Source organism: Sulfurospirillum sp. 1307, assembly GCF_054408545.1.
Genome location: NZ_CP176011.1, coordinates 1569223 through 1592864, shown reverse-complemented (window position 1 = coordinate 1592864; position 23642 = coordinate 1569223). Strand labels below are relative to the sequence as shown.

Annotated in this window: 28 protein-coding genes; 25 read left to right on the top strand and 3 right to left on the bottom strand. The window is 30.6% G+C overall.

The window, feature by feature from the left end; all coding sequences use genetic code 11:
• Window positions 1–156 precede the first annotated feature (156 nt).
• The 3 genes from ACKGJI_RS08070 to ACKGJI_RS08060 are packed head-to-tail and all read left to right on the top strand — an operon-like array spanning window position 157 to window position 3442.
• Window positions 157–1590 carry an alanine/glycine:cation symporter family protein gene (locus ACKGJI_RS08070; RefSeq protein WP_458699779.1) on the top strand — a complete coding sequence of 478 codons (1434 nt, stop codon included), beginning with the start codon at window positions 157–159 and terminating at the stop codon, window positions 1588–1590.
• Window positions 1591–1645: 55 nt separating this feature from the next.
• On the top strand, window positions 1646–2758 hold the full coding sequence (locus tag ACKGJI_RS08065; protein ID WP_458699778.1) for a sensor histidine kinase: 1113 nt from the start codon (window positions 1646–1648) through the stop codon (window positions 2756–2758).
• Window positions 2759–2761: 3 nt separating this feature from the next.
• Window positions 2762–3442, top strand: a complete 681-nt coding sequence (locus ACKGJI_RS08060; protein ID WP_458699777.1) for a response regulator transcription factor — start codon at window positions 2762–2764, stop codon at window positions 3440–3442.
• Between the two features lie 24 nt (window positions 3443–3466).
• Here the strand turns inward: ACKGJI_RS08060 and glnA are convergent, their stop codons facing one another.
• Complete coding sequence (glnA, locus tag ACKGJI_RS08055; protein ID WP_458699776.1) at window positions 3467–4897, bottom strand: type I glutamate--ammonia ligase; 1431 nt, start codon at window positions 4895–4897, stop codon at window positions 3467–3469.
• A gap of 72 nt (window positions 4898–4969) precedes the next feature.
• Window positions 4970–5749 (bottom strand): histidinol-phosphatase, encoded by a 780-nt coding sequence (locus ACKGJI_RS08050; protein ID WP_458699775.1) that lies wholly within the window; start codon window positions 5747–5749, stop codon window positions 4970–4972.
• A 102-nt stretch (window positions 5750–5851) separates the two neighbouring features.
• On the opposite strand from ACKGJI_RS08050, the gene ACKGJI_RS08045 reads away from it, so the two are divergent.
• From ACKGJI_RS08045 to ffh, 10 genes are all read left to right on the top strand, one after another.
• Window positions 5852–6580, top strand: coding sequence for a chemotaxis protein (locus tag ACKGJI_RS08045; protein WP_458699774.1), 729 nt, complete (start codon window positions 5852–5854; stop codon window positions 6578–6580).
• Window positions 6581–6582: 2 nt separating this feature from the next.
• On the top strand, window positions 6583–7842 hold the full coding sequence (locus ACKGJI_RS08040; protein ID WP_458699773.1) for a peptidase U32 family protein: 1260 nt from the start codon (window positions 6583–6585) through the stop codon (window positions 7840–7842).
• A gap of 16 nt (window positions 7843–7858) precedes the next feature.
• Window positions 7859–8353 carry a 5-(carboxyamino)imidazole ribonucleotide mutase gene (gene purE / locus ACKGJI_RS08035; RefSeq protein WP_458699772.1) on the top strand — a complete coding sequence of 165 codons (495 nt, stop codon included), beginning with the start codon at window positions 7859–7861 and terminating at the stop codon, window positions 8351–8353.
• 10 nt (window positions 8354–8363) lie between these two features.
• Window positions 8364–8828: a DUF3972 domain-containing protein gene (locus tag ACKGJI_RS08030; RefSeq protein ID WP_458699771.1), complete on the top strand. Its 465-nt coding sequence runs from the start codon at window positions 8364–8366 to the stop codon at window positions 8826–8828.
• Window positions 8829–8847: 19 nt separating this feature from the next.
• Window positions 8848–9711 (top strand): glycine--tRNA ligase subunit alpha, encoded by an 864-nt coding sequence (gene glyQ / locus ACKGJI_RS08025; RefSeq protein WP_458699770.1) that lies wholly within the window; start codon window positions 8848–8850, stop codon window positions 9709–9711.
• Window positions 9701–10426, top strand: a complete 726-nt coding sequence (locus tag ACKGJI_RS08020; protein WP_458699769.1) for a Nif3-like dinuclear metal center hexameric protein — start codon at window positions 9701–9703, stop codon at window positions 10424–10426. Before glyQ ends, ACKGJI_RS08020 begins: the two co-directional genes overlap by 11 nt.
• A 26-nt stretch (window positions 10427–10452) precedes the next feature.
• Window positions 10453–11166 (top strand): zinc ribbon domain-containing protein, encoded by a 714-nt coding sequence (locus tag ACKGJI_RS08015; protein WP_458699768.1) that lies wholly within the window; start codon window positions 10453–10455, stop codon window positions 11164–11166.
• 9 nt (window positions 11167–11175) lie between these two features.
• Window positions 11176–12303, top strand: a complete 1128-nt coding sequence (waaA, locus tag ACKGJI_RS08010; RefSeq protein ID WP_458699767.1) for a lipid IV(A) 3-deoxy-D-manno-octulosonic acid transferase — start codon at window positions 11176–11178, stop codon at window positions 12301–12303.
• Entirely contained in the window at window positions 12300–13040 is a 741-nt protein-coding gene (locus ACKGJI_RS08005; RefSeq protein ID WP_458699766.1) for an RluA family pseudouridine synthase, read from the top strand. Before waaA ends, ACKGJI_RS08005 begins: the two co-directional genes overlap by 4 nt.
• A 72-nt stretch (window positions 13041–13112) precedes the next feature.
• Window positions 13113–14456 carry a signal recognition particle protein gene (gene ffh / locus ACKGJI_RS08000; protein ID WP_458699765.1) on the top strand — a complete coding sequence of 448 codons (1344 nt, stop codon included), beginning with the start codon at window positions 13113–13115 and terminating at the stop codon, window positions 14454–14456.
• A 9-nt stretch (window positions 14457–14465) separates the two neighbouring features.
• Here the strand turns inward: ffh and ACKGJI_RS07995 are convergent, their stop codons facing one another.
• Entirely contained in the window at window positions 14466–15206 is a 741-nt protein-coding gene (locus ACKGJI_RS07995; protein WP_458699764.1) for a hypothetical protein, read from the bottom strand.
• 226 nt (window positions 15207–15432) lie between these two features.
• Here ACKGJI_RS07995 and rpsP point away from each other — a divergent pair, with 226 nt between their 5' ends.
• From rpsP to ACKGJI_RS07935, 12 genes are all read left to right on the top strand, one after another.
• Window positions 15433–15654: a 30S ribosomal protein S16 gene (rpsP, locus tag ACKGJI_RS07990; protein WP_458699763.1), complete on the top strand. Its 222-nt coding sequence runs from the start codon at window positions 15433–15435 to the stop codon at window positions 15652–15654.
• 94 nt (window positions 15655–15748) lie between these two features.
• Entirely contained in the window at window positions 15749–15997 is a 249-nt protein-coding gene (locus ACKGJI_RS07985) for a KH domain-containing protein (RefSeq protein ID WP_458699762.1), read from the top strand.
• Window positions 15987–16523 (top strand): ribosome maturation factor RimM, encoded by a 537-nt coding sequence (gene rimM / locus ACKGJI_RS07980; protein WP_458699761.1) that lies wholly within the window; start codon window positions 15987–15989, stop codon window positions 16521–16523. Before ACKGJI_RS07985 ends, rimM begins: the two co-directional genes overlap by 11 nt.
• A complete protein-coding gene (trmD, locus tag ACKGJI_RS07975; protein ID WP_458699760.1) occupies window positions 16523–17212 on the top strand; it encodes a tRNA (guanosine(37)-N1)-methyltransferase TrmD in 690 nt (229 codons plus the stop codon). Before rimM ends, trmD begins: the two co-directional genes overlap by 1 nt.
• A 28-nt stretch (window positions 17213–17240) precedes the next feature.
• Window positions 17241–17597 carry a 50S ribosomal protein L19 gene (gene rplS, locus ACKGJI_RS07970; RefSeq protein WP_458699759.1) on the top strand — a complete coding sequence of 119 codons (357 nt, stop codon included), beginning with the start codon at window positions 17241–17243 and terminating at the stop codon, window positions 17595–17597.
• 40 nt (window positions 17598–17637) lie between these two features.
• Window positions 17638–18498, top strand: coding sequence for a damage-control phosphatase ARMT1 family protein (locus tag ACKGJI_RS07965; protein WP_458699758.1), 861 nt, complete (start codon window positions 17638–17640; stop codon window positions 18496–18498).
• 136 nt (window positions 18499–18634) lie between these two features.
• On the top strand, window positions 18635–19657 hold the full coding sequence (citC, locus tag ACKGJI_RS07960) for a [citrate (pro-3S)-lyase] ligase (RefSeq protein WP_458699757.1): 1023 nt from the start codon (window positions 18635–18637) through the stop codon (window positions 19655–19657).
• Entirely contained in the window at window positions 19641–19940 is a 300-nt protein-coding gene (gene citD, locus ACKGJI_RS07955) for a citrate lyase acyl carrier protein (RefSeq protein WP_458699756.1), read from the top strand. The genes citC and citD overlap by 17 nt, the downstream gene beginning before the upstream one ends.
• Window positions 19937–20821, top strand: a complete 885-nt coding sequence (locus ACKGJI_RS07950) for an aldolase/citrate lyase family protein (RefSeq protein WP_458699755.1) — start codon at window positions 19937–19939, stop codon at window positions 20819–20821. The genes citD and ACKGJI_RS07950 overlap by 4 nt, the downstream gene beginning before the upstream one ends.
• Window positions 20814–22268 (top strand): citrate lyase subunit alpha, encoded by a 1455-nt coding sequence (gene citF / locus ACKGJI_RS07945; RefSeq protein WP_458699754.1) that lies wholly within the window; start codon window positions 20814–20816, stop codon window positions 22266–22268. Before ACKGJI_RS07950 ends, citF begins: the two co-directional genes overlap by 8 nt.
• The gene (gene citX / locus ACKGJI_RS07940; protein ID WP_458699753.1) at window positions 22252–22740 is read left to right on the top strand and encodes a citrate lyase holo-[acyl-carrier protein] synthase; all 489 of its coding nucleotides are present in this window, start codon (window positions 22252–22254) and stop codon (window positions 22738–22740) included. The genes citF and citX overlap by 17 nt, the downstream gene beginning before the upstream one ends.
• Window positions 22706–23479, top strand: a complete 774-nt coding sequence (locus tag ACKGJI_RS07935; RefSeq protein ID WP_458699752.1) for a triphosphoribosyl-dephospho-CoA synthase — start codon at window positions 22706–22708, stop codon at window positions 23477–23479. Before citX ends, ACKGJI_RS07935 begins: the two co-directional genes overlap by 35 nt.
• Window positions 23480–23642 lie beyond the last annotated feature (163 nt).

Sequence of the window (23642 nt, the reverse complement as noted above, 5' to 3'; positions counted from 1 at the left end):
TTTTTTTGATGTACTATGTAATATTAACTACCATTTTAGCATAAAAAGTTACTTTTTGTAGCATTTATTTGATAAAAATATAGAGTTTTCTTAAAACACACTTTTTACACACCTACGAATGATAGAGTATTTAAAATTTATTTAAAAGGAGAAGTTTTGTTTTCAACTATAAATTCATTTTTGAATGATTTGATATGGGGAAATGTTCTTATATATTTCTTACCATTGTTGGGGATATTCTTTACGGTTAGTTCTAGGTTTGTTCAGTTTAGATACTTTTTTAAGATGTTTGGTATCTTTAAAGAGTCTTTACATGATAAAGACGGACATGTAAGCTCATTTCAAGCATTAATGTTAAGTGTTGCTGGTCGTGTTGGTGGTGGTAATATTGCGGGTGTTGCTGTTGCTATTACACTAGGTGGACCTGGTGCAGTTTTTTGGATGTGGGTTATTGCTTTAGTTGGTATGGCTACATCATTTTTTGAGTGTTCACTAGCTCAATTATATAAAGAAAATGACAAAATTGATTCATGTACGTACAGAGGTGGTCCAGCGTATTATGCAACAAAAGGGCTTGGTCAAAGATGGGTTGGCTATATAATTTCATTTTTATTAATGGTAACTTTTGGTTTAGCATTTAATGCAACTCAATCTTTTATCATTACTAGCTCATTTGAAGGAAGTTTTAATATACCAACTACTATTTCAGGTGTTATTTTAACTATTGTTTTTGCTCTTTCAATTTTTGGTGGAGTAAAGAGAATCTCAAGAATATCAGAAATAATAGTTCCAATTATGGCAGGAAGTTATTTGTTAATTGCTTTAGTTGTTATATTATTAAATATTGATAAAATTCCATCTTTGATTAGCATGATAGTAACTGAAGCATTTACTCCAAACTCAGCAATTGGTGGAGGAATCGGTGCAGTTATCATTCAAGGAGCTAAAAGAGGAATGTTCTCAAATGAAGCAGGACTTGGATCTGCTCCAAATGTTGCAGCAGTTGCGTATGTAAAACATCCAGTACAACAAGGTATTGTTCAATCTTTCTCAGTATTTATTGATACAATTATACTTTGTTCTTGTACAGCATTTATCATCCTTTTATCTGGTGTATATGTCCCAGGAGCTGCTGATGTTCAAGGTGTTTTACTCACTCAAAATTCACTAATTGAGCATATTGGTCCTTTTGGTGGATATTTTGTTACATTTGCACTATTTTTATTTGGTTTTTCTTCAATGATTTATAACTACTACTTAGCAGAAAATAGTTTAAACTTTTTTACAAAAGGAAATACTTCTTTGTTTACAATGTTTAAACTTTTATGTATAGGTTTAGTTCTTTGGGGATCATTTCAAAACTTATCATCAGTTTTTGCATTTGCTGATTTAACAATGGGACTTTTAGCAGTTTCAAATATGATTGTTATTGCTTTACTTTATAAGCCTGTTTTAAAACTTATAAAAGGTTATGAAAGACAAGTAAAAGAGGGTAAAACTCCTGTTTTAAAATACGAAGATTACAAAGAATTTAATATCGAAAAAAATACTTGGAAAGAGGTTGTTGACAACATTCACAATTCTAAGTAAAATGCGTTTGGGCATAGTTTTCTATGCCCAAATAATTTCAAGGTGGACAAAATAAATGTTCAAAAAAGAGGGAATTCCTTTTTTTGCAATTATGATTCCTTTTATTTCTATCATTTTTAGTGCATTTTTTACTCTTTCTTATTATCTAAAAGTTTCAGAAGAACAACTAAACCAAGATATTCTAAGTTATGTTAAAGTTCATGGAAAAGATAGCTCAAATATAGACAAGTTTATAGAAGAAAATAAAAAGATACATAAAAATTCAAAAGAACAATTTACATCATTTATAATCATAATAACAAGTGTTATACTTTTTTCTTTAGGTTTTTTTATTTTTCTGATGTCATCATATATGAATACTATTGTAGAAAAGTATTTACAAAAAGTTGAAGCAAAAGAAGAAAAATTAAAAGATATAAATAAAACTTTGGCTATAAAAGTAAAAGAAGCAATCAAAGAAACTGAACTTAAAAATAGGCTTTTATTGCAACAATCAAAACTTGCAATGCTTGGTTCAATGATTAGCATGATTGCACATCAATGGAGGCAACCTCTTAGTGAAATATCTGGGCTTTTAATGGAGTTAGAATTAGCTACAAAAATGAAAAAAGCTGATGAAAAACATATTTTGCACTCTATCAAAAAGAGCAATAAGGTATTAGATTTTATGTCAAATACTATTGATGATTTTAGAGATTTTTACAGACCAGATAAAACAAAAGAGACTTTTTTAGTAAGTGATGCTTGTAAAAGAGCTTTAAACATAGCAAGTGCTACATTGGAAAATCTTGGTATTGTTTTAGATTTACATGTAAAAAAGGATCTACTTGTAAAAGGTTATCCAAGAGAGTATTCTCAAGTTATTTTAAGTATAATTACCAATGCAAAAGAGACTATTGTTTCAAGAAAGATAAAAAACCCAAAAATAAAAATTATTGTTTATTCAGATAAACAAACAAGTATAGTAACAATCGAAGATAATGCCGGAGGGATTAAAGAAGAAAATATGGAGTTTATATTTGATCCATATTTTTCAACAAAAGAGTATTCAAAAGGAACAGGACTTGGACTTTACATCTCAAAAGTTATTATTGAAAAAAATATGCATGGAAGATTAAGTGTTTATAACAGTGAACAAGGTGCAGTTTTTAAGATAGAGATAGGGTAGATTGTGGAAGATAATTATTTAGAAGAATTAAAAGATTTAAGTATACTATGTGTAGAAGATGAAGATGGTATAAGAGATATTATAGTAAAAACTTTAAAATACTATTTTAACAGTGTTTATGAAGCAAGAAACGGAGAAGAAGCTTACAAATTATACAAAGAAAAAATGCCAGATATTATACTTAGTGATATAAAAATGGATAAAATGGATGGCATAGAATTTGTAAAAAAGGTTAGAAAAGAAGATTTAAATATCATGATAATTATGCTTAGCGCATATTCTGATAGCAGTTATTTGATTGATTTGATAAATTTAAATATTAATTACTATATACTAAAACCTCTAAATCTAGAAAAGCTAGATGAAGCATTAAAAAAGTATATCAATAGAAATGCTCATGAGATTTTAAAACTAAGTGAGGATTTGGTTTTGGATGTTGCAAAAAGAGAGCTTATTTATAAAAAAAATCAAAAAATAGCTTTGAGGAAGAGAGAAAAAGATTTTTTACAAATGCTTTATAAAAATAAAAATACGATTACAAAATATCAGCAAATAGAATTTGAATTATGGAGTAATAAAGAGATGACAACATATGCTCTTAAGTCTTTTATAAAAGAGTTAAGAGCTAAGATTCCGGAAAATATTATAAAAAATATCCCTCAAGAAGGTTATATATTGGAGTAAAAGGGGACAAAGCCCCTTTTGTTGTTAGCAAGAGTAAGTTGATTTGAATTCAAATGCAGTTGGACGAGCTTCGTCTGGCCAAACTTGAGTTTCAAATTTGTATTGTTGATAAGTATCTATAAAATCATCAGTCATAACTGGTTTTAAAAACTCATTATTTCTGATTAGTGATTCTAGTGAACCTCTTAGAGTATGAGGCATTTGGTTGATACCTTTTTCTCTAATCTCTTTTAGAGTTAATTCAAATAAATCTTCATCCATTGGACCAATTGGCTCAATTTTATTTTTAATACCATCTAAACCAGCTAAAAGCATTGCAGAAAATGCAAGATATGGACAAGCTGTAGAATCAGGAAATCTCATTTCAACTCTAACTGATTTTTCACCACTTCCATAAGGGATACGACAACTTGCACTTCTATTTTGAGAAGAGTAAGTTAAAATACTAGGTGCTTCAAATCCAGGGATTAATCTTTTATAAGAGTTTGTACTTGCATTTGTAAATGCCGCTACACTTCTAGCATGATTTAATATACCACCTATATAGTGTCTAGCTATATCGCTTAAGTTTGCATATTCACCCTCTTTATAAAATAGGTTTTTACCATCTTTCCATATAGACATATGTGTATGCATACCATTACCGTTATCACCATAAAGAGGTTTTGGCATGAAAGTTGCGGTTTTACCATTTAGATGAGCTACCATTTTAACAACATATTTATATTTTTGAACATTGTCAGCTGCTTCAACAAGTGTTCCAAATTTTACACCAATTTCTCCTTGAGCTTGAGCAACTTCATGGTGAACAACAAAAGTTTCAAGTCCAACTTGCTCTAATACTTGAACCATTTCAGCTCTTAAATCTACCATTGAATCAGTTGGTTGACAAGGGAAGTAGCCACCTTTTGTTCTAGGACGGTGTCCAGTATTGAATCCATCTTCGTAACTTTTACTATCACTCCACTCGCCTTCTTCAGAGTCAATTTCATAGTATGAGCAGTTGATTTCATCTTTTATTTTTACATCATCAAAGACAAAAAATTCATTTTCTGGTCCAAAATAAGCTACATCACCAATTCCTGTTTCATTTAAATGTTGAAGTGCTTTTTTTGCCATGCTTCTTGGACATTTTTCATACATTTGACCTTTGTATATATCATATACATCACAAATTACGATTATAGTTGGATCAGCAGTAAATGGATCTAAAAAAGCAGTTTCGGCTTCTGGCATAAGAATCATGTCTGATTTGTTAATTGGTTGCCAAGCATCTACACTTGATCCATCAAAAGGTATACCATTTTTGAAAGTATCTTCTTCAATTGCCTTAATATTATATGTTACATGATGCCATGTACCTTTTATATCTGTAAAACGAAAGTCTACAAACTCAACTTCATGCTCTTGGCAATACTTAAAAAACTCTTCTACATTATTGACAAATTTGCCCATAACTACTCCTCTTGAAATTATTTATTATTAGAATTGTATCTAATTATGACTCAAAAATCTCTAATTTTATGATTAAAAATTAATCAATTGATGATCCTTGTTGATATAAACTGAACATTTGCTATATCCAAACTCTTTTGCTAGTGCATGGATTTCTTCTTTTTTAAATCCAACTTGCTTTGGATCATGTGCATCAGAGCCAAAAGTTATGGGTATGTCATATTCACTCAATAGTTCCATTATAGCTTTACTTGGATAAGCTTCATTAATTGGTTTTCTAAATCCAGCAGCGTTTATTTCAACACTCATACCTGATTTTTTTATCTCTTTTATAGCATCTTGTGCTATTATTTTGATATCTTTTTTAGGTAGAAAATTAAAAACTTTTATCAAATCAATGTGTCCTACAATATGAAATAATCTACTTTTTGCAAGTTCTTTTATGGCTTCAAAATATTCTTCCCAAATTTTATCAATATCTTTATTTTTGTATTCGCCAATGAATTCAGGATTGTCAAATCCCCATTTTCCTATAAAATGAACTGAGCCTATTAGATAATCTACATTTGCATTTATTACTCTATTATCAATGTATCCTTCTAAAAAATCAACTTCATAAGCAAGTAGTATGTTTATATCATTTTTGTACAATTCTTTTACATGTAGAATCTCTTTTTCATATTCAGCCATTTGTGAAAAAGGCATCCTATATTTTGGATCAAAATCCATGGGAGCATGATCACTAAAGCCAAAATATTTTATTTTATGTTTTATCGCTTCTTGAATGTATTGGTGCGTTGTGCCAGTTGCATGATTGCATCTTGTTGTATGGTTATGTAAATCTACACTCATAAATTACTCACTTTTTTTTGTTGTTAAAGTAAAATTATATGAAAAGTTATATATAATGTAGCATAAATATGTTGCAAAACAAGTCTAATTTAGGAGAGACTAATGACACAAGAAGAACTTGATGCCTTAATGGCTGGCGGATTAGACGAAGAAGATACAAAAGAAAACGAAGAATTAGCTTCATCTGAAAATGTTGAAAGTGAGGAAGAAAATGTTGAATCAACAGAAGATATCTTAGGTGATGAAGAAAACATAACTCCTGATAGTTATAGAGCTTCAGCAGATATGGCTTGGCCTCCACCACCACCAACTGATGATCATAAGATGGTATATCAGCTAGATGATGTTACTAAAGACTCTGAAGCAAAAGCTGGTGAAGTTTTTGATAAATTAGAATCTATAAACAGCTTTATGATGGAAGCTGAAGAAAATGCAAATGAAGTTATCGCTTTGATTGAATCAAATATTGAGCTTTTTTCAAAACTTTGTGAAAAATTTCCTAAAATTGCTGAATTTCAAAAAGCACTAGAAGATAACAAAGAGATGAAAGATAAAGTAGAAAAACTTATCGAGAGTGCTCAAAGTGCTGAAGATGAAGTTATGATGACAATGGATATAATGCAATATCAAGATATACATCGACAAAAAATTGAAAGAGTTATAAATGTTATGAGGGCATTATCTAAGTATATGAGCCATCTTTTTGAAGGTAAGGTTGAGGATGAAAAGCGTGTTGGAAGTGCTGTTCATATTCACGGAGATGAGAGTACTGAAAATATTGTAACAAATGATGATATTGAAGAGCTTATTGCTAATTTAGGGAAAAAATAGTTTTGGCTAGAACAGAGTTATTATCACCTGCTGGTAATTTTGAAAAATTAAAGATTGCACTTGCTTATGGAGCTGACGCTGTTTATGGTGGCGTTAGTCATTTTTCTCTTAGAATTAGAAGTGGAAAAGAGTTTAGCTATGAGAGTTTTGAAGAAGCTGTAAAATATACTCATGATAGAGGGAAAAAGATTTATGTAACTATAAATGGTTTTCCTTTTAATGCTCAAATAGAACTTTTAAAAAAGCATATAGAAAAAATGGCAAAAATGAAGCCAGATGCTTTTATCGTTGCTGCTCCTGGTGTTGTTAGATTAGCTAAACAAATAGCTCCAGAGATTCCAATCCATCTCTCAACACAAGCAAATGTATTAAATTATCTTGATGCTGAAGTATTTTATGATATGGGTGTTAAGAGGATTGTTGCAGCTAGAGAAGTTAGTCTTAAAGATTTAAAAGAGATAAAAAAACATTTGCCTGATCTTGAGATTGAAGCTTTTATTCATGGCTCTATGTGTTTTGCATATAGTGGTCGTTGTTTAATTAGTTCTGTTCAAAGCGGAAGAGTTTCAAACAGAGGAAGCTGTGCAAATGATTGTAGATTTCCTTACACTCTATATGCTCAAAATGAAGAAACAGGAACACTTTTTAAAATAGAAGAGGATGAAAGAGGCACTCATATAATGAATGCAAAAGATTTAAATCTTTCAGCTCATGTTGATGAAATATTAAAAAGTGGTGTTATTGATGCTTTGAAGATAGAAGGAAGGACTAAAAGTCCATATTATGTTGGAATTACTGCTAAAACATATAGAAAAGCAATCGATGATTTTTATGCAGGTGAGTTTGAAAAACAAAAATATGTAGATGAATTAAATACAACTAAAAATCGTGGTTTTAGTGATGGTTATCTAGTAAGTAGACCATATGAAAAAAATGATACTCAAAATTTAGAACACTCAATTAGTGAAGGTACTCACCAAGTGTTTGCAGAAGTAAGAGAAGATGGAAAAACATTTTTGGCAAAAGATAAGGTTGAACCAAATGTTGAGTATGAATTAGTTTTACCTCATGAGAATATTGAAGAAATTGATAATGAAGTAGGAACCATCAAAAAAGTTGATGATAAGTATTTGATAAGTTTTAAAGAGTTAGTTAGCGAAAAAGGTAAGTTATATGAATCAATTCATAGTGGAAATGTAAATGCAATTGTATTGCCATGCGAATTGCCAGCATATACTTTTTTCAGAAAAAAAGTTAAATAAAATATAAAGGTAGATTATGAATTTTGTTTCTATTTTGATGGGTAGTAAGAGTGATTATGATATCATGCTTGAAGCTGCTAAGATATTAGAAAAGTTTGGTGTTGCTCATGAGCTTGTAATAGCTTCAGCCCATAGAAGTCCAGATAGAACACATAGATATGTTAAAAATGCTGAAAAAAAAGGTGCAAAAGTATTTATAGCGGCTGCTGGGATGGCAGCACACCTCGCAGGAGTTGTAGCTTCTTTAACTACAAAACCTGTAATTGGAGTTCCAATGAAAGGTGGCGCTATGGATGGTCTTGATGCAATGCTAAGTACCGTACAAATGCCTTCAGGTATGCCAGTTGCTACTGTGGCTCTTGGAAAAGCTGGAGCTATGAACAGTGCATATCTGGCAATGCAAATTTTGGCAATTGAGGATGAAGAGTTAAGAGCAAAACTTTTAGAAGATAGAATACTAAAGGCTAAAAAGGTTGAGTTTGACTCATCAGAAGTTGAAGTAATCATATAAAGGTAAATTTATGCAAACCTGGTTAGATATTGATGAATTTAGTAAATTAGTTCACTTAGATATAAGTACTATTGAAGATATGATAGAGCGTGGAAAACTAAAAGTAAAAGAAGAAGATGGAAAACGCTTTATTGAAGCTACTAATGGAACACATGAGCTAATTCCAGTTAAAAATACAGTAGATGCCGAAGTTGTAAGTTTGGCTGGAGCTGATTTTGTAGAAAAAACAATAGGTACTATTTTAGGTTTGCATGAAAAAGTAATGGATGCTAAAGATGAAACATTAGAAGCTTTGAAAAGTGAAAACCACTTTTTAAAGGAAGCTTTGTTTTCTATGCAAGAGTTATATGATGAAGATAGAAAGATAGTAGAAACGCTTACAAAACAAGTAGAGCAATTACATGAAGAGTTAGAATTTACAAGAAGAAAATACAAGCTTATGTGGAATAAAGCTGTAGAAAATTATAAAAATTAATAAATCAAAGGAAGTTGAGTTGTTGACATTTAGTGAAATGCTATTAAAATTACAAACATATTGGCAAGATGAAGGTTGTACAATTGTTCAGCCATATGACATGCCTGCAGGTGCGGGAACTTTTCATAATGCCACTTTTTTGAGAAGTTTAGGAAGTAAACCATGGGCTACTGCATATGTAGCACCTAGTAGAAGACCAACTGATGGAAGGTATGGAGAAAACCCAAATAGATTGGGAGCTTATTATCAGTTTCAAGTATTGATTAAACCAAGTCCAGATAATATTCAAGAATTATATCTAAGAAGTTTAGAAGCACTAGGACTTGATTTGAAAAATCATGATATTCGCTTTGTAGAAGACAACTGGGAGAGCCCAACTCTTGGTGCATGGGGATTAGGCTGGGAAGTTTGGCTTGATGGTATGGAAGTAACTCAATTTACATATTTTCAACAAGTAGGAGGCATTGCATGTGATCCAATTTCAGTTGAGATTACATATGGGGTTGAAAGACTTGCAATGTACTTACAAGAAAAAGATAGCGTTTTTGATCTTGTTTGGAATGAAAATGAACATGGCATTACAACTTATGGTGATGTACATAAACAAAGTGAATATGAGTTTAGTAAATATAACTTTGAAGTAGCAGATACAAAGATGCTTTTGGAGCAATTTGAAAGTGCTAGAGATGAGTGTAAAAGATGTTTAGATGAAAAGTTGCCACTTCCAGCATATGATTATTGTTTAGTTGCATCTCATACTTTTAATGTTCTTGATGCAAGAAAAGCTATTAGTGTTACTCAGCGCCAAAATTATATTTTAAAAATTAGAGAATTAGCAAAAGGATGTGCTCAAACATATAAAGAGGTTGTTGATGCAAATTAGAGAAGTTTATCAGATATTAGATAAACTAAGCCCTTTTGAGCTCCAAGAAAAATGGGATAATAGTGGACTTCAAGTAGGTTCGATGAATGATGAGGTTCAAAGAGTATATTTAAGTTTAGATATAGACAGCTCTTTGATTGATAAAGTTGAAGAAAAATCACTTATCATTACTCATCATCCTTTGATTTTTAAAGGAATAAGAAGTGTTGATTCAAGCTATTATCCATCTAATATTATAAAAAAGATGATAAAAAAAGATATCTCTTTGATTTCTATGCATACAAATTTTGATAAAACACATTTGAACAAATATGTAGCAACAAAGGTTTTAGGCTATGAAAATGCTACATGTAGTGATGATTTTATATGTTATTTTGATGTAGGACTGGATTTTAGTGAATTTATTTTACATGTAAAGAAAAGTTTAAAAATAGATACGATTAGAGTTGTTGGAGAAGAAAAAAAGATAAACAGGTGTGCTTTAACAACAGGTAGTGGAGGAGATTTGATAAGTTATGTTGATGCTGATTGTTATCTAAGCGGAGATTTTAAATATCATCAAGCACTTGAGGCGTATGAGAATAAGTTGAATTTAATCGACATCGGTCACTTTGAAAGTGAGTCCTATTTTTCAGTATGTTTAAGCGAAAATTTGAAAAATTTTCCATTAAAAGTTATAATTACAAATTCAATTAACCCATTTTTATACAAATAGTACAAAAAAATACATTAAGGAAGTAGATGAACAAGCATTTAGAACAATTGATAGAATTGTCAAAAATAGATAAGCAGATAGATGAGTTTGGACCAAGAATAAAAGAAATTGAGTCTAAATTAAGAGTTGCATTAGCAAAAGAAGAAGAGATACTAAAGAAGATTGAAGGTTTCGAAGAAGAGATTAAAGACAGTAAACTTAAAAGAAGTAAAAATGAACTTCATTTAGCTGAACTTGCTGATAAATTAAAAGAGCTTTCAAAAAAGAGTGCTATTGTAAAAACTGATAAAGAAATCAAAGCATTACAGTTAGAAGAAGAGATTAGTAAAGAGCAATGTGAATTTGCAAATGAAGAGATTGAAAGATTAGACAATATCATTGAATCAAAACAAGCTGACATTGAAGAAGCAAAATCAATGCTTGAAGAAGTACAAAAAGAGAGTACAGAAATAAAAGCTTCTATTGAAAAAGAGATGACAGATATCGAAAAAGAAAGAGAAGAAGTTTACTCATCGAAAGAGAAACTAGTTTCTAAGATGAGCCAAAAAATACTTACATTTTATGAGAAAATTAGAAAATGGGCAGGTAATACAACTGTTGTTCCTGTTAGAAAACAAGCATGTTATGGTTGTTTTATGAGAATTAATGATAAAACATATTCAAGTGTAATAAGAGCAGATGATATTATCACTTGTCCTCATTGTGGAAGAATTTTATATAAAGAAGTAGAAGAAGCATAGGCAAATAAATTGCTTTTTATTTACTACTTTTTAGTAGTGCTACTATTTGTAGTAGCACTACCAATTTTGTTAATCCTCTCTTTTAAAGAAAAATACAAAGACTCAATCCCAGCTAGATTTTTTTTAAAGCATAATCCAACTTTTAAAAAAGAAGGTATTTGGTTTCATGCATGCTCTTTGGGTGAGGTAAATTCACTAAAGCCAATTATTGAAGAGTTAAAAGAAGATGTAAATATCAGTGTAACTACTCAAACTGGTTATAAATCTGCAACAGAGATTAAAAATGTAGAAGTGAGATATTTGCCTTTTGAGATTTTTTTACCTTTTTGGATAAAAAAGCAAAAAGTTTTAGTAGTAACTGAGGCTGAACTTTGGCCGATGATGTTTGTTGTAGCAAAATTAAAAGGTATAAAAACTATTTTAATAAATGCTAGAGTTTCAAATAACTCTTATAGCTCATATAAAAAATTTAGTTGGTTTTATAGATGGCTTTTTAGTTATGTCGATGAAGTTTTTGCTCAAAGTAGTATAGATAAGCAAAGATTAGAAGAGTTAGGTGCAAAAAAAGTTATTGTAAATGGCAATATAAAAACTTTTGCAAAACCAAAAATTACAAAAGAGTATAAAAAACCAAATAAACGAGTTGTTACGATTGCTAGTTCTCACGAAGGTGAAGAAGAATTACTTTTAGAGAATTTAAAATTAGAACAAAATGAAATGTTAATAGTAGTTCCAAGGCATCCTGAGAGGTTTGATAAGGTTAGAAATTTACTAGAAAAACATGCAAAAAAACATAACTTGAGCTTTTCTACAATAAGTTCGGGATTAAACAGTGATATAGTTTTGTGTGATAAGATGGGAGAGCTTGTAAATTTGTATAAGATAAGTGATATTGTTTTTCTTTGTGGCTCTTTTAAAGAGGGTATTGGCGGACATAATCCATTAGAGCCTGCATATTTTTCTTGTAAAATTATAAGTGGAGAGTATTTTTTCAATCAAAAACCACTTTTCTCACTGGTAGAAAATATAAAGATTTGCTCAATAAATGAGCTAAAAAAAATAAATTTTGAAGATTTAAAACCTTCAAAAATTTTACATGTAGGGGATATGAAAACCCTCATAGATAGGATAAGATGATGACTGAAAAAGCATATAAATTACTAGCAATTCAAGAAAAAATTTCAAATAGAGCGGCAAAAGATTTGATTGATAGAGGAGTTGTTTATAGTGGTGGAAGAAAAATTAGTGTTGCTAGAGGTGAGATAAGTGTAAAAGCAAAATTTAAAATTGAAAAAATTGAAAAAGCAAAAGTAATATTTGAAGATGATAAGATTTTAGCAGTAGACAAACCAGCATTTTTAACAACTGAAGAGGTAGCAAAAGATTATGATGCGACGCTACTTCATAGATTAGATAAAGAAACTAGTGGAGTTTTACTTTTTACAAAAGATGAAGATTTTCACAAACAAGCTGTAAATGCATTTAAAAATAAAGAAGTATACAAAGAATATATCGCAATAGTTCAAGGAAAATTAGTTGAGCCAATAACAATAGATGAGCCATTGATAACGATAAAAAAAGGTAGTTCGTTATTTAGTAAGATAAGTGAAGATGGAAAAGTTGCTATTACTCACATAGAGCCATTAATGTTAGAAGGAAAACTTTCGAAAGTAAAAGTAGTAATAGAAACTGGAAGAACTCATCAAATAAGAGCACATTTAAAAAGTATAAAAACCCCAATCTTAGGAGATACACATTATGGGGCAAAAGCTTACAAAAGAGTAATGCTTCATGCCCATAAAATTTCTCTTTTGGGATATGAATTTAAAAGTAACGAGCCAAAAGAGTTTGTAAAGTGTATGAATGTGGGATAATAACTTATCTGATTTAAAGCAAAAATTAAGTAGCATAACACCCTAATAATGTAAAGAAATAAGGAAAATATTTTGTTCGAAGTTTTAACTGATTCATTTAAAAGTGCAATAAATAAAATAAGATTTGCAGATGATGAAAAATCACTAAAAAAAGCTCTTGATACGCTTAAAAAATCACTTTTAAAAGCTGATGTTCATCATAAAGTTGTAAAAGATTTATTAAGAGTTGTAGAACTTGAGACAAAAGCAAATGGTATAGGTCAGCTTAATTTTTTAAAGGCATTAAAAAACAATTTAAATGAAACTCTTAGTGCTCCTGGAAATCAAGGATTTGTTTTTTCTCCAAAACCTCCTACAAGAGTTTTAATGGCAGGTCTGCAAGGTAGTGGTAAAACAACAACCACGGTAAAACTAGCAAATTATTTAAAACTTAGAAAGAAAAAAGTACTAATTGCAGCTTGTGACTTGCAAAGACTAGCAGCAGTTGAGCAACTAAAACAGCTTTGTGAACAAAATGAACTTGATTTGTATTATGATGACAATGAAAAAAATCCAGTAAAAATTGCAAAAGATGCAGTTAAAAAAGCAAAAGATGGTTTGTATGATGTTTTACTAGTGGATACAGCTGGTCGTTTAGCGATAGACGAAGAGCTTATGAATGAGCTTGAAAGCGTTAAAAAAGTAATTGATCCTGATGAAATTTTTTATGTTGCAGATTCATTAAGTGGTCAAGATGCTGTTAGAAGTGCATCTACTTTTAATGATAAAATTGGAATAACTGGAGTAATTTTAAGTAAATACGATGGCGATAGCAAAGGTGGAGTTGCTCTTGGAATTGCAAAACAAGTTCAAGTTCCACTTAGATTTATTGGTACTGGTGAAAAGGTAGCTGATTTAGAAGTATTTGTCCCAGATAGGATTGTTAATCGTTTGATGGGCGAGGGTGATTTAGAAACTCTTGCCGAAAAGACAGCTGCAGTTATTGATGAAAAGAAAGCAAAAAAAGTTGCAAGTAAAATCAAAAAGGGTGAGTTTAACTTCAATGACTTTTTAGAGCAAATGGAGCAAATGAAAAAGCTTGGAAGCATGAAGTCTATTATGGGGATGATTCCAGGACTCTCAGGTATGGCAAATCAGCTTAAAGATGCAGATTTGGAAAATTCGGCAGAGATGAAAAAAATCAAAGCTATGATTGGCTCAATGACTAAAAAAGAGAGAGAAACACCATCTTTACTTAATAATACAAGAAAAAGAAGAATTGCAAATGGTGCAGGATTATCCCAAAATGAAGTAAATAGATTTTTAAAACAGTTTAAAAATGCTTCAAAGATGGCAAAAAAATTCTCTGGTAAAAAGGGAATGCAAGACCTACAAAATATGTTAGCTCAGGCAAAACAAGGAGGAATACCTAGATAATTATCTAGGTTAGCTCCTTTTTTGGCTAAATACTAAACTCCTTGCAATATACACAAGCAAGAGTGGCAATAATATTACATCTAAAATAAACTTACCAAAATAAAACATTGAAAGATTTAAGAGTGCTGTTATAAGCTTGGTTGAATTGCTTGTATAATAGCTTATAGCCTTTTTTATTGACTCAATTGACGCTTCAACTGTTGGAGGTGATTTTAAGATGGCTAAGTTAGATTCGATTTTTGTCTCAAACACCTCTTTGTAAGCATAGTCTGATACAACAGCACTAAAAGGTATAAAAAGCCTTGTGATGATTAAAATTAGAAGAATTTTTTCTATATAATCTTTTTGTATAAATAAACTAGCAATTCCAATGAATAATACAATCCAAATCATAATAGGAGTTTTTGAAAGTTCATATATGATTTTTTCACTTCCAAGTGCCCATATAGAAAAAGTTATCATATCTGAAAATCTTTCTACTGCGTCATTTATGGGATCTAGTACTTGTCCTATGGCGATGTTTGCTTCAACTGCAATTCCTAAATTTAAACTGCTTTCTTGGACAATAGATACAGCCGCATTTAAACCTCTTAGCGAAGCATATGTAATGGCTGATTTTGTTAGTGAATTGTTTATATAATTTTGAGAAATTTTATCATACAATGGTGTTGCTAAAAAGACAAATATAGCAAATATTGGTAAAACTAATTTCTTTACTGATAGATTGTATTTTTGTAAAAAATTATTCAAAAAAAGCCTTTAAATTGGATTGTAAACATTATACCACAAATAAAACTTTACATTTGAGAAATTTTTAGATATAATCCAGTCTTCATTTGGCTTACAAAATAATCCCTCTGTGATTGTAGGCTGTATATGACACTTAGGTGGTCAAAAGAGGCACAATAAACTTCTACAATAATTTATTATGCCCACATTTTTACCCCCTATAAAATTAATATTTAAGGAAGAGACAATGACAGTTGTTAGACTAACAAGAATGGGTAGAAAGAAAAAACCTTTCTATAGAATCGTAGTTACAGACAGTAGAAAAAGAAGAGATGGTGGTTGGATTGAGTCAATCGGATATTTCAATCCTTTAACAAAAGAGATTAAGTTTGATGCTGAAAGACTAGCTTATTGGAAAGGCGTTGGAGCTAAACTTAGTGATAGAGTAGCAAAGATTACAGCTGAGTAATTTTGTAAGAGTAGTTAATCTCATATAAGTATAGATTTTATGCTTTTATGAGAGGAATTTGTCCATAAATTTTATGGGCAGAGGAGACAGTAAAATGATAGAAAAATTTTTAGAAGAGTTTGCTAAGTTAGTTGTTGATCATCCCGAACTGGTAAAAGTTGAAAAAAATGATGTAGATGAAACTTTCTGTGAAGTTACAATCTACGCAGATAAAGTTGATACTGGTAAACTTATCGGTAAAGACGGAAAGATGATAAACTCTTTGAAAACATTAATCTCTGGTTGTAAAGCCAAAGATGGCAAATCATATAGAGTGACAGTTAAAGCAAACGATGAGCAATAAAGACTCCTTGATTGAAGTTGCTAGAATTGGTAAAACTGTAGGTTTGCAAGGTGAATTAAAACTGCATTTGCATTGTGACTTTCCAGAGCAGTTTAAAGCTGGAAAAGTATTTGAAACCCAAAAAGGTTTAAAATTAGAAATTATCTCATATAACCAAAAAAGAGGTTTGATAAAGTTTCGTGGATATGAAGATAGACAAAGTGCAAGTGCTTTAGTGAATTCGTTTTTGTTAACAAGTATAGAAGAGACTAGAAAAAGTTGTGATTTAGAAGAAGATGAACTTTTTTGGTTTGATGTAATAGGATTAAATGTTAAAGAAAAAGATTTAAATCTAGGGCTTGTAACAGAAATACAAAGAATTGGAAATGTTGATTATATGGTAGTAAAAACAGATGATAAGCTTTTAAAAGAAGGATTAGCTAAAAGTTTTTATATACCATTTATTGATAGATATGTGCTTGAAGTAAAAAAAGATGATAAAGTAGTCTTAGTAAAAGATGGACTTTTGTTATTAGAGAGTTCATAATGAATTTTACTTATGTGACACTTTTTAAAGATTTAATCTCTTTTTATTTTGAAGATTCTATTTTGAAAAGAGCGATTGAAAAAAAGCTTTTACATGTAGAGTTTTTTAATCCAAGAGATTTTACAAAAAATAAGCACAATAAAGTTGATGATTATCAAGCAGGCGGAGGAGCTGGTCTTTTGATGAGTTCACAGCCACTTTTTGATACTCTAAAAGAGATAAAAAAAAGCAACCCTGAAGCTTATTTTATATTTCCAGCTCCAGCTGGAAAACCATTTAGGCAAGTAGATGCTAAAAGATTGGCAAAGAAAAGTCACTTGGTATTTGTAAATGGAAGATATGAAGGAATTGATGAGAGGGTTGTTGAAGAATTTGCTGATGAAATTTTTTCAATCGGCGATTATGTTTTAACTGGTGGTGAGTTGGCTAGTTTAGTCATGAGTGATGCAATAAGCAGAAATGTTGATGGCGTTTTAGGAAATGAGAATTCTTTAGAAGTGGAGAGTTTTGAAGAGTCTCTTTTAGAAGCTCCATCATTTACTAAACCTGCAGTTTTTGAGGGCTTAAGTACACCCTCAGAGTTTTTAAAGGGAAATCACGCTAAAATAGCCCACTTAAAAAATGAGATGGCGAAGTTGAAGACAAAATACTTTAGGCCAGACTTGTATTCTCTGTGTAAAACAATATAGAATTACTTGTCAAATAAAAGGAAATCCAATGAGAAATAAATATATTGAATCTTTTGAAAAAGCTCAAATAGAGTCAAAAAATGTACCTGATTTTAGAGCTGGTGATACTCTTAGAGTTGCTGTTTTAATTAAAGAAGGTGATAAACAAAGAGTACAGAACTTTGAAGGCGTTTGTATAGCAAGACGCGGAGAAGGAACTGGTGAAACTTTTATCGTAAGAAAAATTGGTGCTAACTCAGTAGGTGTTGAAAGAATTTTCCCAATCTACTCAGATAGTATTCAAGAAATAAAAGTTCTAAGACGCGGACGTGTTAGAAGAGCTAAGCTATTTTATCTACGTGAAAGACGTGGTAAAGCTGCAAGAATTAAAGAACTTAAAAAGTAAATTTATTAAGCGGCTAGAAAAAGCCGCTTAATTATCCTTTATGAACCTACAAAAAGATTGTATTGATTGTATACTTAAGCAATCAAAAAGAGTTTCTTCATTACTAAATGTTTCAGATAAACAAGCTTCTCAGATAGAGCTTATAACACAAAAACATATCAATAAATTTGATTTCAATGTAACTCCTACACACAATGCCTATCCTTTATATGAAGATATAGCTAAGCTTTTAGGTGTTGATGACTTATATAAACAGATAAAAGAAAAATCAAGTAAAAAAGCTTGTAGTTTTATCTCTACATGTAAAGAAAAAATAAAAAACTCAAATGATAAATTATTTTATGCTATAAAAACAGCAGTAGCAGGAAATGTTATAGATTTGGCTGCTGAAGTTATATATGATTTGGATGATGAGTTAAAAAAGATATATGAAACAGATTTTGCAATCAATGATTTTGAAATTTTGAAAAATAAATTAGAAAATACCAAAATATTAGTATATCTAGCAGATAATGCTGGAGAAGAAATTTTTGATAAAATCTGCATAGAAACTATAAAAGAAATTTATCCAAATATTGATGTTTATTATTTTGTCAGAGGAAAACCTATCATAAATGATTTGACAATGGCGCATGCAAAAAAATCAGGATTAGATGAAGTATCTACTATAGTTGATAGTGGAGTGCCAACTCCAGGTTATGCTATGGATTTAGCTAGCAAGAGTGCTCATGAAATATTTCAAAAAGCTGATTGTATTATATCAAAGGGTATGGGAAATTATGAGTGTTTAAGTGAAGAAAAAAACTTTCCAATCTTTTTTCTTTTGAAAGTAAAATGCCAAGTAGTTGCAAAATACATAGGTGCAAACTTAGGCGATATTGTTTGCAAAAAATCCTACTAACTTTATAAAAAAATAAAATTACAAAAATCTATAAACTTTCTTTAAAACTGTTTAAGAAAACTTTTATATAAATACAAGTTATTATCGATATAATTCGGTAAATTTATTGCGCCACTAGGTAAATTTAGGAGTTGTGATGGAAGAAAGTATAAAGGTTTCAGAGTTTGATAGTTCTAATATCAGAAGAGTAAAGAAAGTAAAAGAGTTTTTAGATGAAAATGGCTTAGAGCTTTCAAGTGATATAGAAATCTTTGTTACTTTAAAAGAAAATAATGAAATGATTGCTTGTGGAGGACTTAGTGGAAAAGTTCTTAAATGTATTGCCGTGGCAAATGAAAGAAGAGGAGAAGGCCTTATCTTGAAGGTTATGACACATCTTTTAAATGCTGCTTATTCAAGGGGAAGAAAGGAACTGTTTTTATTTAGTACACCAAAAAATATAGAGTTTTTTAGAGATTGTGGTTTTAATCTCATCGAGGAGTGTGATGGAGAAATCATACTTATGGAAAATACAGATAATCTTAAAAAATATCAAGAAGAATTGAGTACTAAAAGAGTAGAAGGAGATAAGATTGGCACAATTGTTATGAATGCAAATCCTTTTACTTTAGGGCATAGATATTTAGTAGAAGAATCTGCAAAAAGATGTGATTGGCTTCACTTATTTGTTGTAAAAGAAGACCTTAGTGAATTTAAATTTGAAGATAGAATAAGACTCATAAGAGAAGGGACATCTCATATAAAAAATATAACGATTCATGAAGGCTCAGACTATATAATTTCAAATGCAACTTTTCCTACTTACTTCATAAAAGACAAAGGTAAAATCAACGAATTACATGCCAAGCTAGATCTTAATGTTTTTAGAAATAGATTAGCACCATACTTAGGAATTACTCATAGATTCGTTGGAACTGAGCCGTATTGTAAAGTGACAAATAATTATAATCAAAATATGAAGAAGATTTTAGCTGATCCAAATGGTAAAGCAAATCCAATAGAAGTTGTGGAAATTGATAGAGTAGAGTTTGATAATGATGCAATTTCAGCTTCAAGAGTTAGAAGGCTTTTAAAAGAGAATAACTTTGAAGAATTAAAAAATATAGTTCCACCAACAACATATAAATTTTTAAAGGAAAATTATGAAGATTATAAGTAGTGCGCAAGCTGGTACTTTAGAATCTAGTGATGCATATATACAAGTTAATCCTTTAGAGGGTGATAAGATTGAATTAGAAATTCATAGTAGTGTAGAAGAGCTTTATGGAGAAATGATAGAAGAATTGATTTTAGAAACATTGAAAAAGATGAATGTAACAGGTTTACATGTAAAAGTTCAAGATAAGGGCGCTTTGGATTTTGTTTTAAAAGCAAGACTTCAAGCTGCAGTTTTAAGAGCAGCAGAGGCTAGTAGAAACCCTGATTGGGAGGAGTTGTTATGAAGCTAAGAAGAAGTATGCTTTTTGTTCCTGGTGCAAATACAGCTATGGTATGTAGTGCGTTTGTTTATAAGCCTGATACGGTTATGTTTGATTTAGAAGATTCAGTAGCACTTGCAGAAAAAGATACAGCAAGAATCATGGTTTATCACGCACTAAATCATTTTGCCTATAAAGAGGTAGAAACTGCAGTTAGAGTAAATCCTATCGATTCTCCTTATGGTCTTTTAGATTTAGAAGCTGTAATAAGAGCTGGAGTTGATATTGTAAGACTGCCAAAAACTGATACTGTTGATGATGTTTTAGATATGCAACATGCCATTGAAAAGATAGAAAATAAAATAGGAAGAACTAAAAAAACTATGCTTTTAGCTGCAATTGAAAGTGCTAAAGGTGTTGTAAATGCGGTTGATATTGCAAGATGTAGCACTAGGCTTATGGGGATTGCACTTGGCGCAGAGGATTATGTAAGAGATATAAGAACTCAAAGAACAAAAGAAGGAAATGAATTAACAGCAGCTAGAGCTCAAATACTTTTAGCTGCAAGGTCAGCTAAAATTCAAGCATTTGATTCAGTTTTTGCTGATGTAAGAGATAAAGAGGGATTTATAGCAGAAGTTAAAAAAATAAAAGCTCTTGGTTTTGATGGAAAATCACTAGTTAATCCAAATCAAATTTCAATTTTACATGATATTTTTGCACCTAAAAAAGAAGAAATAGAGTGGGCATTAGAAGTACTAGAAGCTGCAGAGCATGCAAAGAAAAATGGCTTGGGAGTTGTATCTATTGATGGAAGAATGGTAGATGCTCCTATCATAGCAAGAGCCAAATATACTATTGATTTGGCTAAGAAATCTGGCTTGATTGGAGAAGAAGATGAATAGATATGAGCCTAAAGCAAAAAATGTAGATATAAGTAAAAGAGATTCCAAAATTTGTGAAAGTATTAAAGAAGCGATTGAAAAATCTGGATTGAAAGATGGCATGACTATATCTTTTCATCATGCTTTTCGTGGTGGGGATAAAGTTTTAAATATGGTTATGGCTGAGATTTCAAAACTAGGGATAAAAGATTTAACTTTAGCTTCTAGTTCACTTGCAAGTGTTCATGATGAAGTTATTGAACACATAAAAAATGGCGTAGTAACTCAGATTTATACATCTGGACTTAGAAGTAAACTAGGTGAAGCAATTAGTTATGGTTTGATGGAAAAACCTGTTCAAATCCACTCTCATGGTGGTAGAGTTCATCTTTTACAAAGTGGGGAATTAAACATTGATGTAGCTTTTATAGGTGTTCCTTGTACTGATAAATTTGGAAATGCAACTGGTTCAAAAGGAAAATCTCAATGTGGCTCATTAGGATATGCTATGAGTGATGCTCAATATGCCAAACATGTTGTGCTTTTGAGTGAAACACTGGAGCCATATCCAAATATGCCAGCTTCTATTTCTCAAGATCAAGTTGATAATATAGTTTTGGTTGATGCAGTTGGGGACCCAAGTAAAATTGGTGAGGGAGCTACTAGGATGACAACCAATCCAAAAGAACTTCTTTTAGCTAGAAGAACTGCAAGAGTAATAGAAAACTCTGGTTTATTTAAAAATGGCTACTCTTTGCAAACCGGTACTGGTGGTTCATCTTTGGCAACTACTATATTTTTGTCAGAAAAAATGCAAGAGAAAAATATAAAAGCTAGTTTTGGACTTGGTGGTATTACTGGAACTATGGTTTATATGTTAAAAAATAATTTAATAGAAAAACTTTTAGATGTTCAAAGTTTTGATGAGTTTGCAGCAAAATCTTTAGGAGAAAATCCAAGACATATTGAAATAAGTGCAAATGAGTATGCAAATCCTAGCTCAAAAGGTGCTGCAATTAAACAGCTTGATGTTGTTGTTTTAAGTGCTTTGGAGGTTGATGTAAATTTTAACGTAAATGTAATAACAGGTTCAAAAGGTTTGCTAAGAGGCGCAAGTGGTGGACATAGTGATACTGCTGCTGAGTCAAAACTTGCAATCATTGTGGCTCCACTAACACGTGGTAGAATTCCAACTATCAGAAGTAGGGTACATACTATTGTAACTCCAGGAGATAGTGTAGATGTAGTTGTAACTGACCAAGGAATTGCTGTTCATCCAAGAAATGTAGAGTTAAAAAATAGATTAAAAAAAGCTGGGCTTACTATAGTTGATATAGAAGATTTACACAAACGAGCAATAGCCCTTTGTGGACAGCCAAAGAAGATAAAACACACAGATAAAGTAGTAGCTCAAATCAGGTATAGAGATGGACGAATTATAGATGAGGTCTATGAAATTAGTAGATAAAATTTTAGCCAATAAAGAGCTAAGAGTAATAAAACAAAGAGAGCTAATCTTTAAGTTTGGCTCTCCTTTAATAAGCCTTACAATTAATATTCCAGGTATCCAAAAAGATATAAAAAATGCCAAAACAATATACGAAGAAGCTATAAAAGAGATAGAAAAACTTCCCTTTAAAATATTAAAAAAAATTTCTACATGTAGTGATGTTGGATTTGAAGCGATTTATGCAGTTGATGCCAATGCAAAAGATTTAAAAAGCTATACATGTAAAATAGAAACAATCCATCCATTGGGAAGATTTATGGATATAGATGTTATAGATAAAAATCATACAATACTATCAAGAAATACTCCTAGAAAATGCTATATTTGTGATAGAGTTGCAAAAGATTGTGCAAGAAGTCAAAGGCATAGTATAGAAGAGTTATTAAAGTTTATTGATGAACAAGTTAGAACTTTCAAATCTATGTCATAAAGCTCTTATAAAAGAGGTTGAACTCACTCCAAAGCCTGGACTTGTTGATAAAAACAACAATGGAAGCCATAAAGACATGAATTTATCAACTTTTTATAAAAGTGCAGATGCAATTAAACCATTTATAGAAAAATTTGTAAATGCCAATGATTTTAATGAATTAAGAAAGATAGGGCAAGAGTGTGAAAAAGCTATGTTTGAAGCAACGAGTGGAGTTAATACTCACAAGGGCATGATATTTTCTTTAGCTGTTATTAGTAATGCTTTTTATAGAGTAAAAAAGTTTGATAAATTACAAAATGAGATAAAAAAATTGTGTAAAGATTTATATAAAGACTTTAGTGATGTAAAAAATCCAAAGACAAATGGTGAAAGATTTTACAAAGAAACTAAAAATCTTGGTATTAGAGGCGAAGCCATGAGTGGCTATGCTACTATATTTGAGAAAAGTCTACCTTTTTATGAGAAAAAATTAAAACTTTACGGCGAAGATACGGCTTTAAAAATGACACTTTTATATCTAATGAGCTTTATTGATGATACAACAGTATTTGCAAGAGGTGGACTAGAAGGTTTAGCATTTGTTAAAAATGAATCAAAAAAAATCTTACATGTAGAGAATTTAGATGCAAATTTACTGGTACTTGATAGCAAAATGATAGAAAAAAACCTCTCAGCAGGTGGAAGTGCTGATTTATTAGCATTAACTTGGTTGATTTATCAAGCAAAGATATTATAAGGTTATAACGTTACAATACTCTACACTACTCTAAAAATATTAATAAAAATAAATATTTAATTTTTATAGAAAAAGTAAAATAATTTTTATTTAATAATAATTATTTGAGCTTTATATAATAATAAAAAATATTTTTATTTAATTTTAAGAAATATATTTTAAA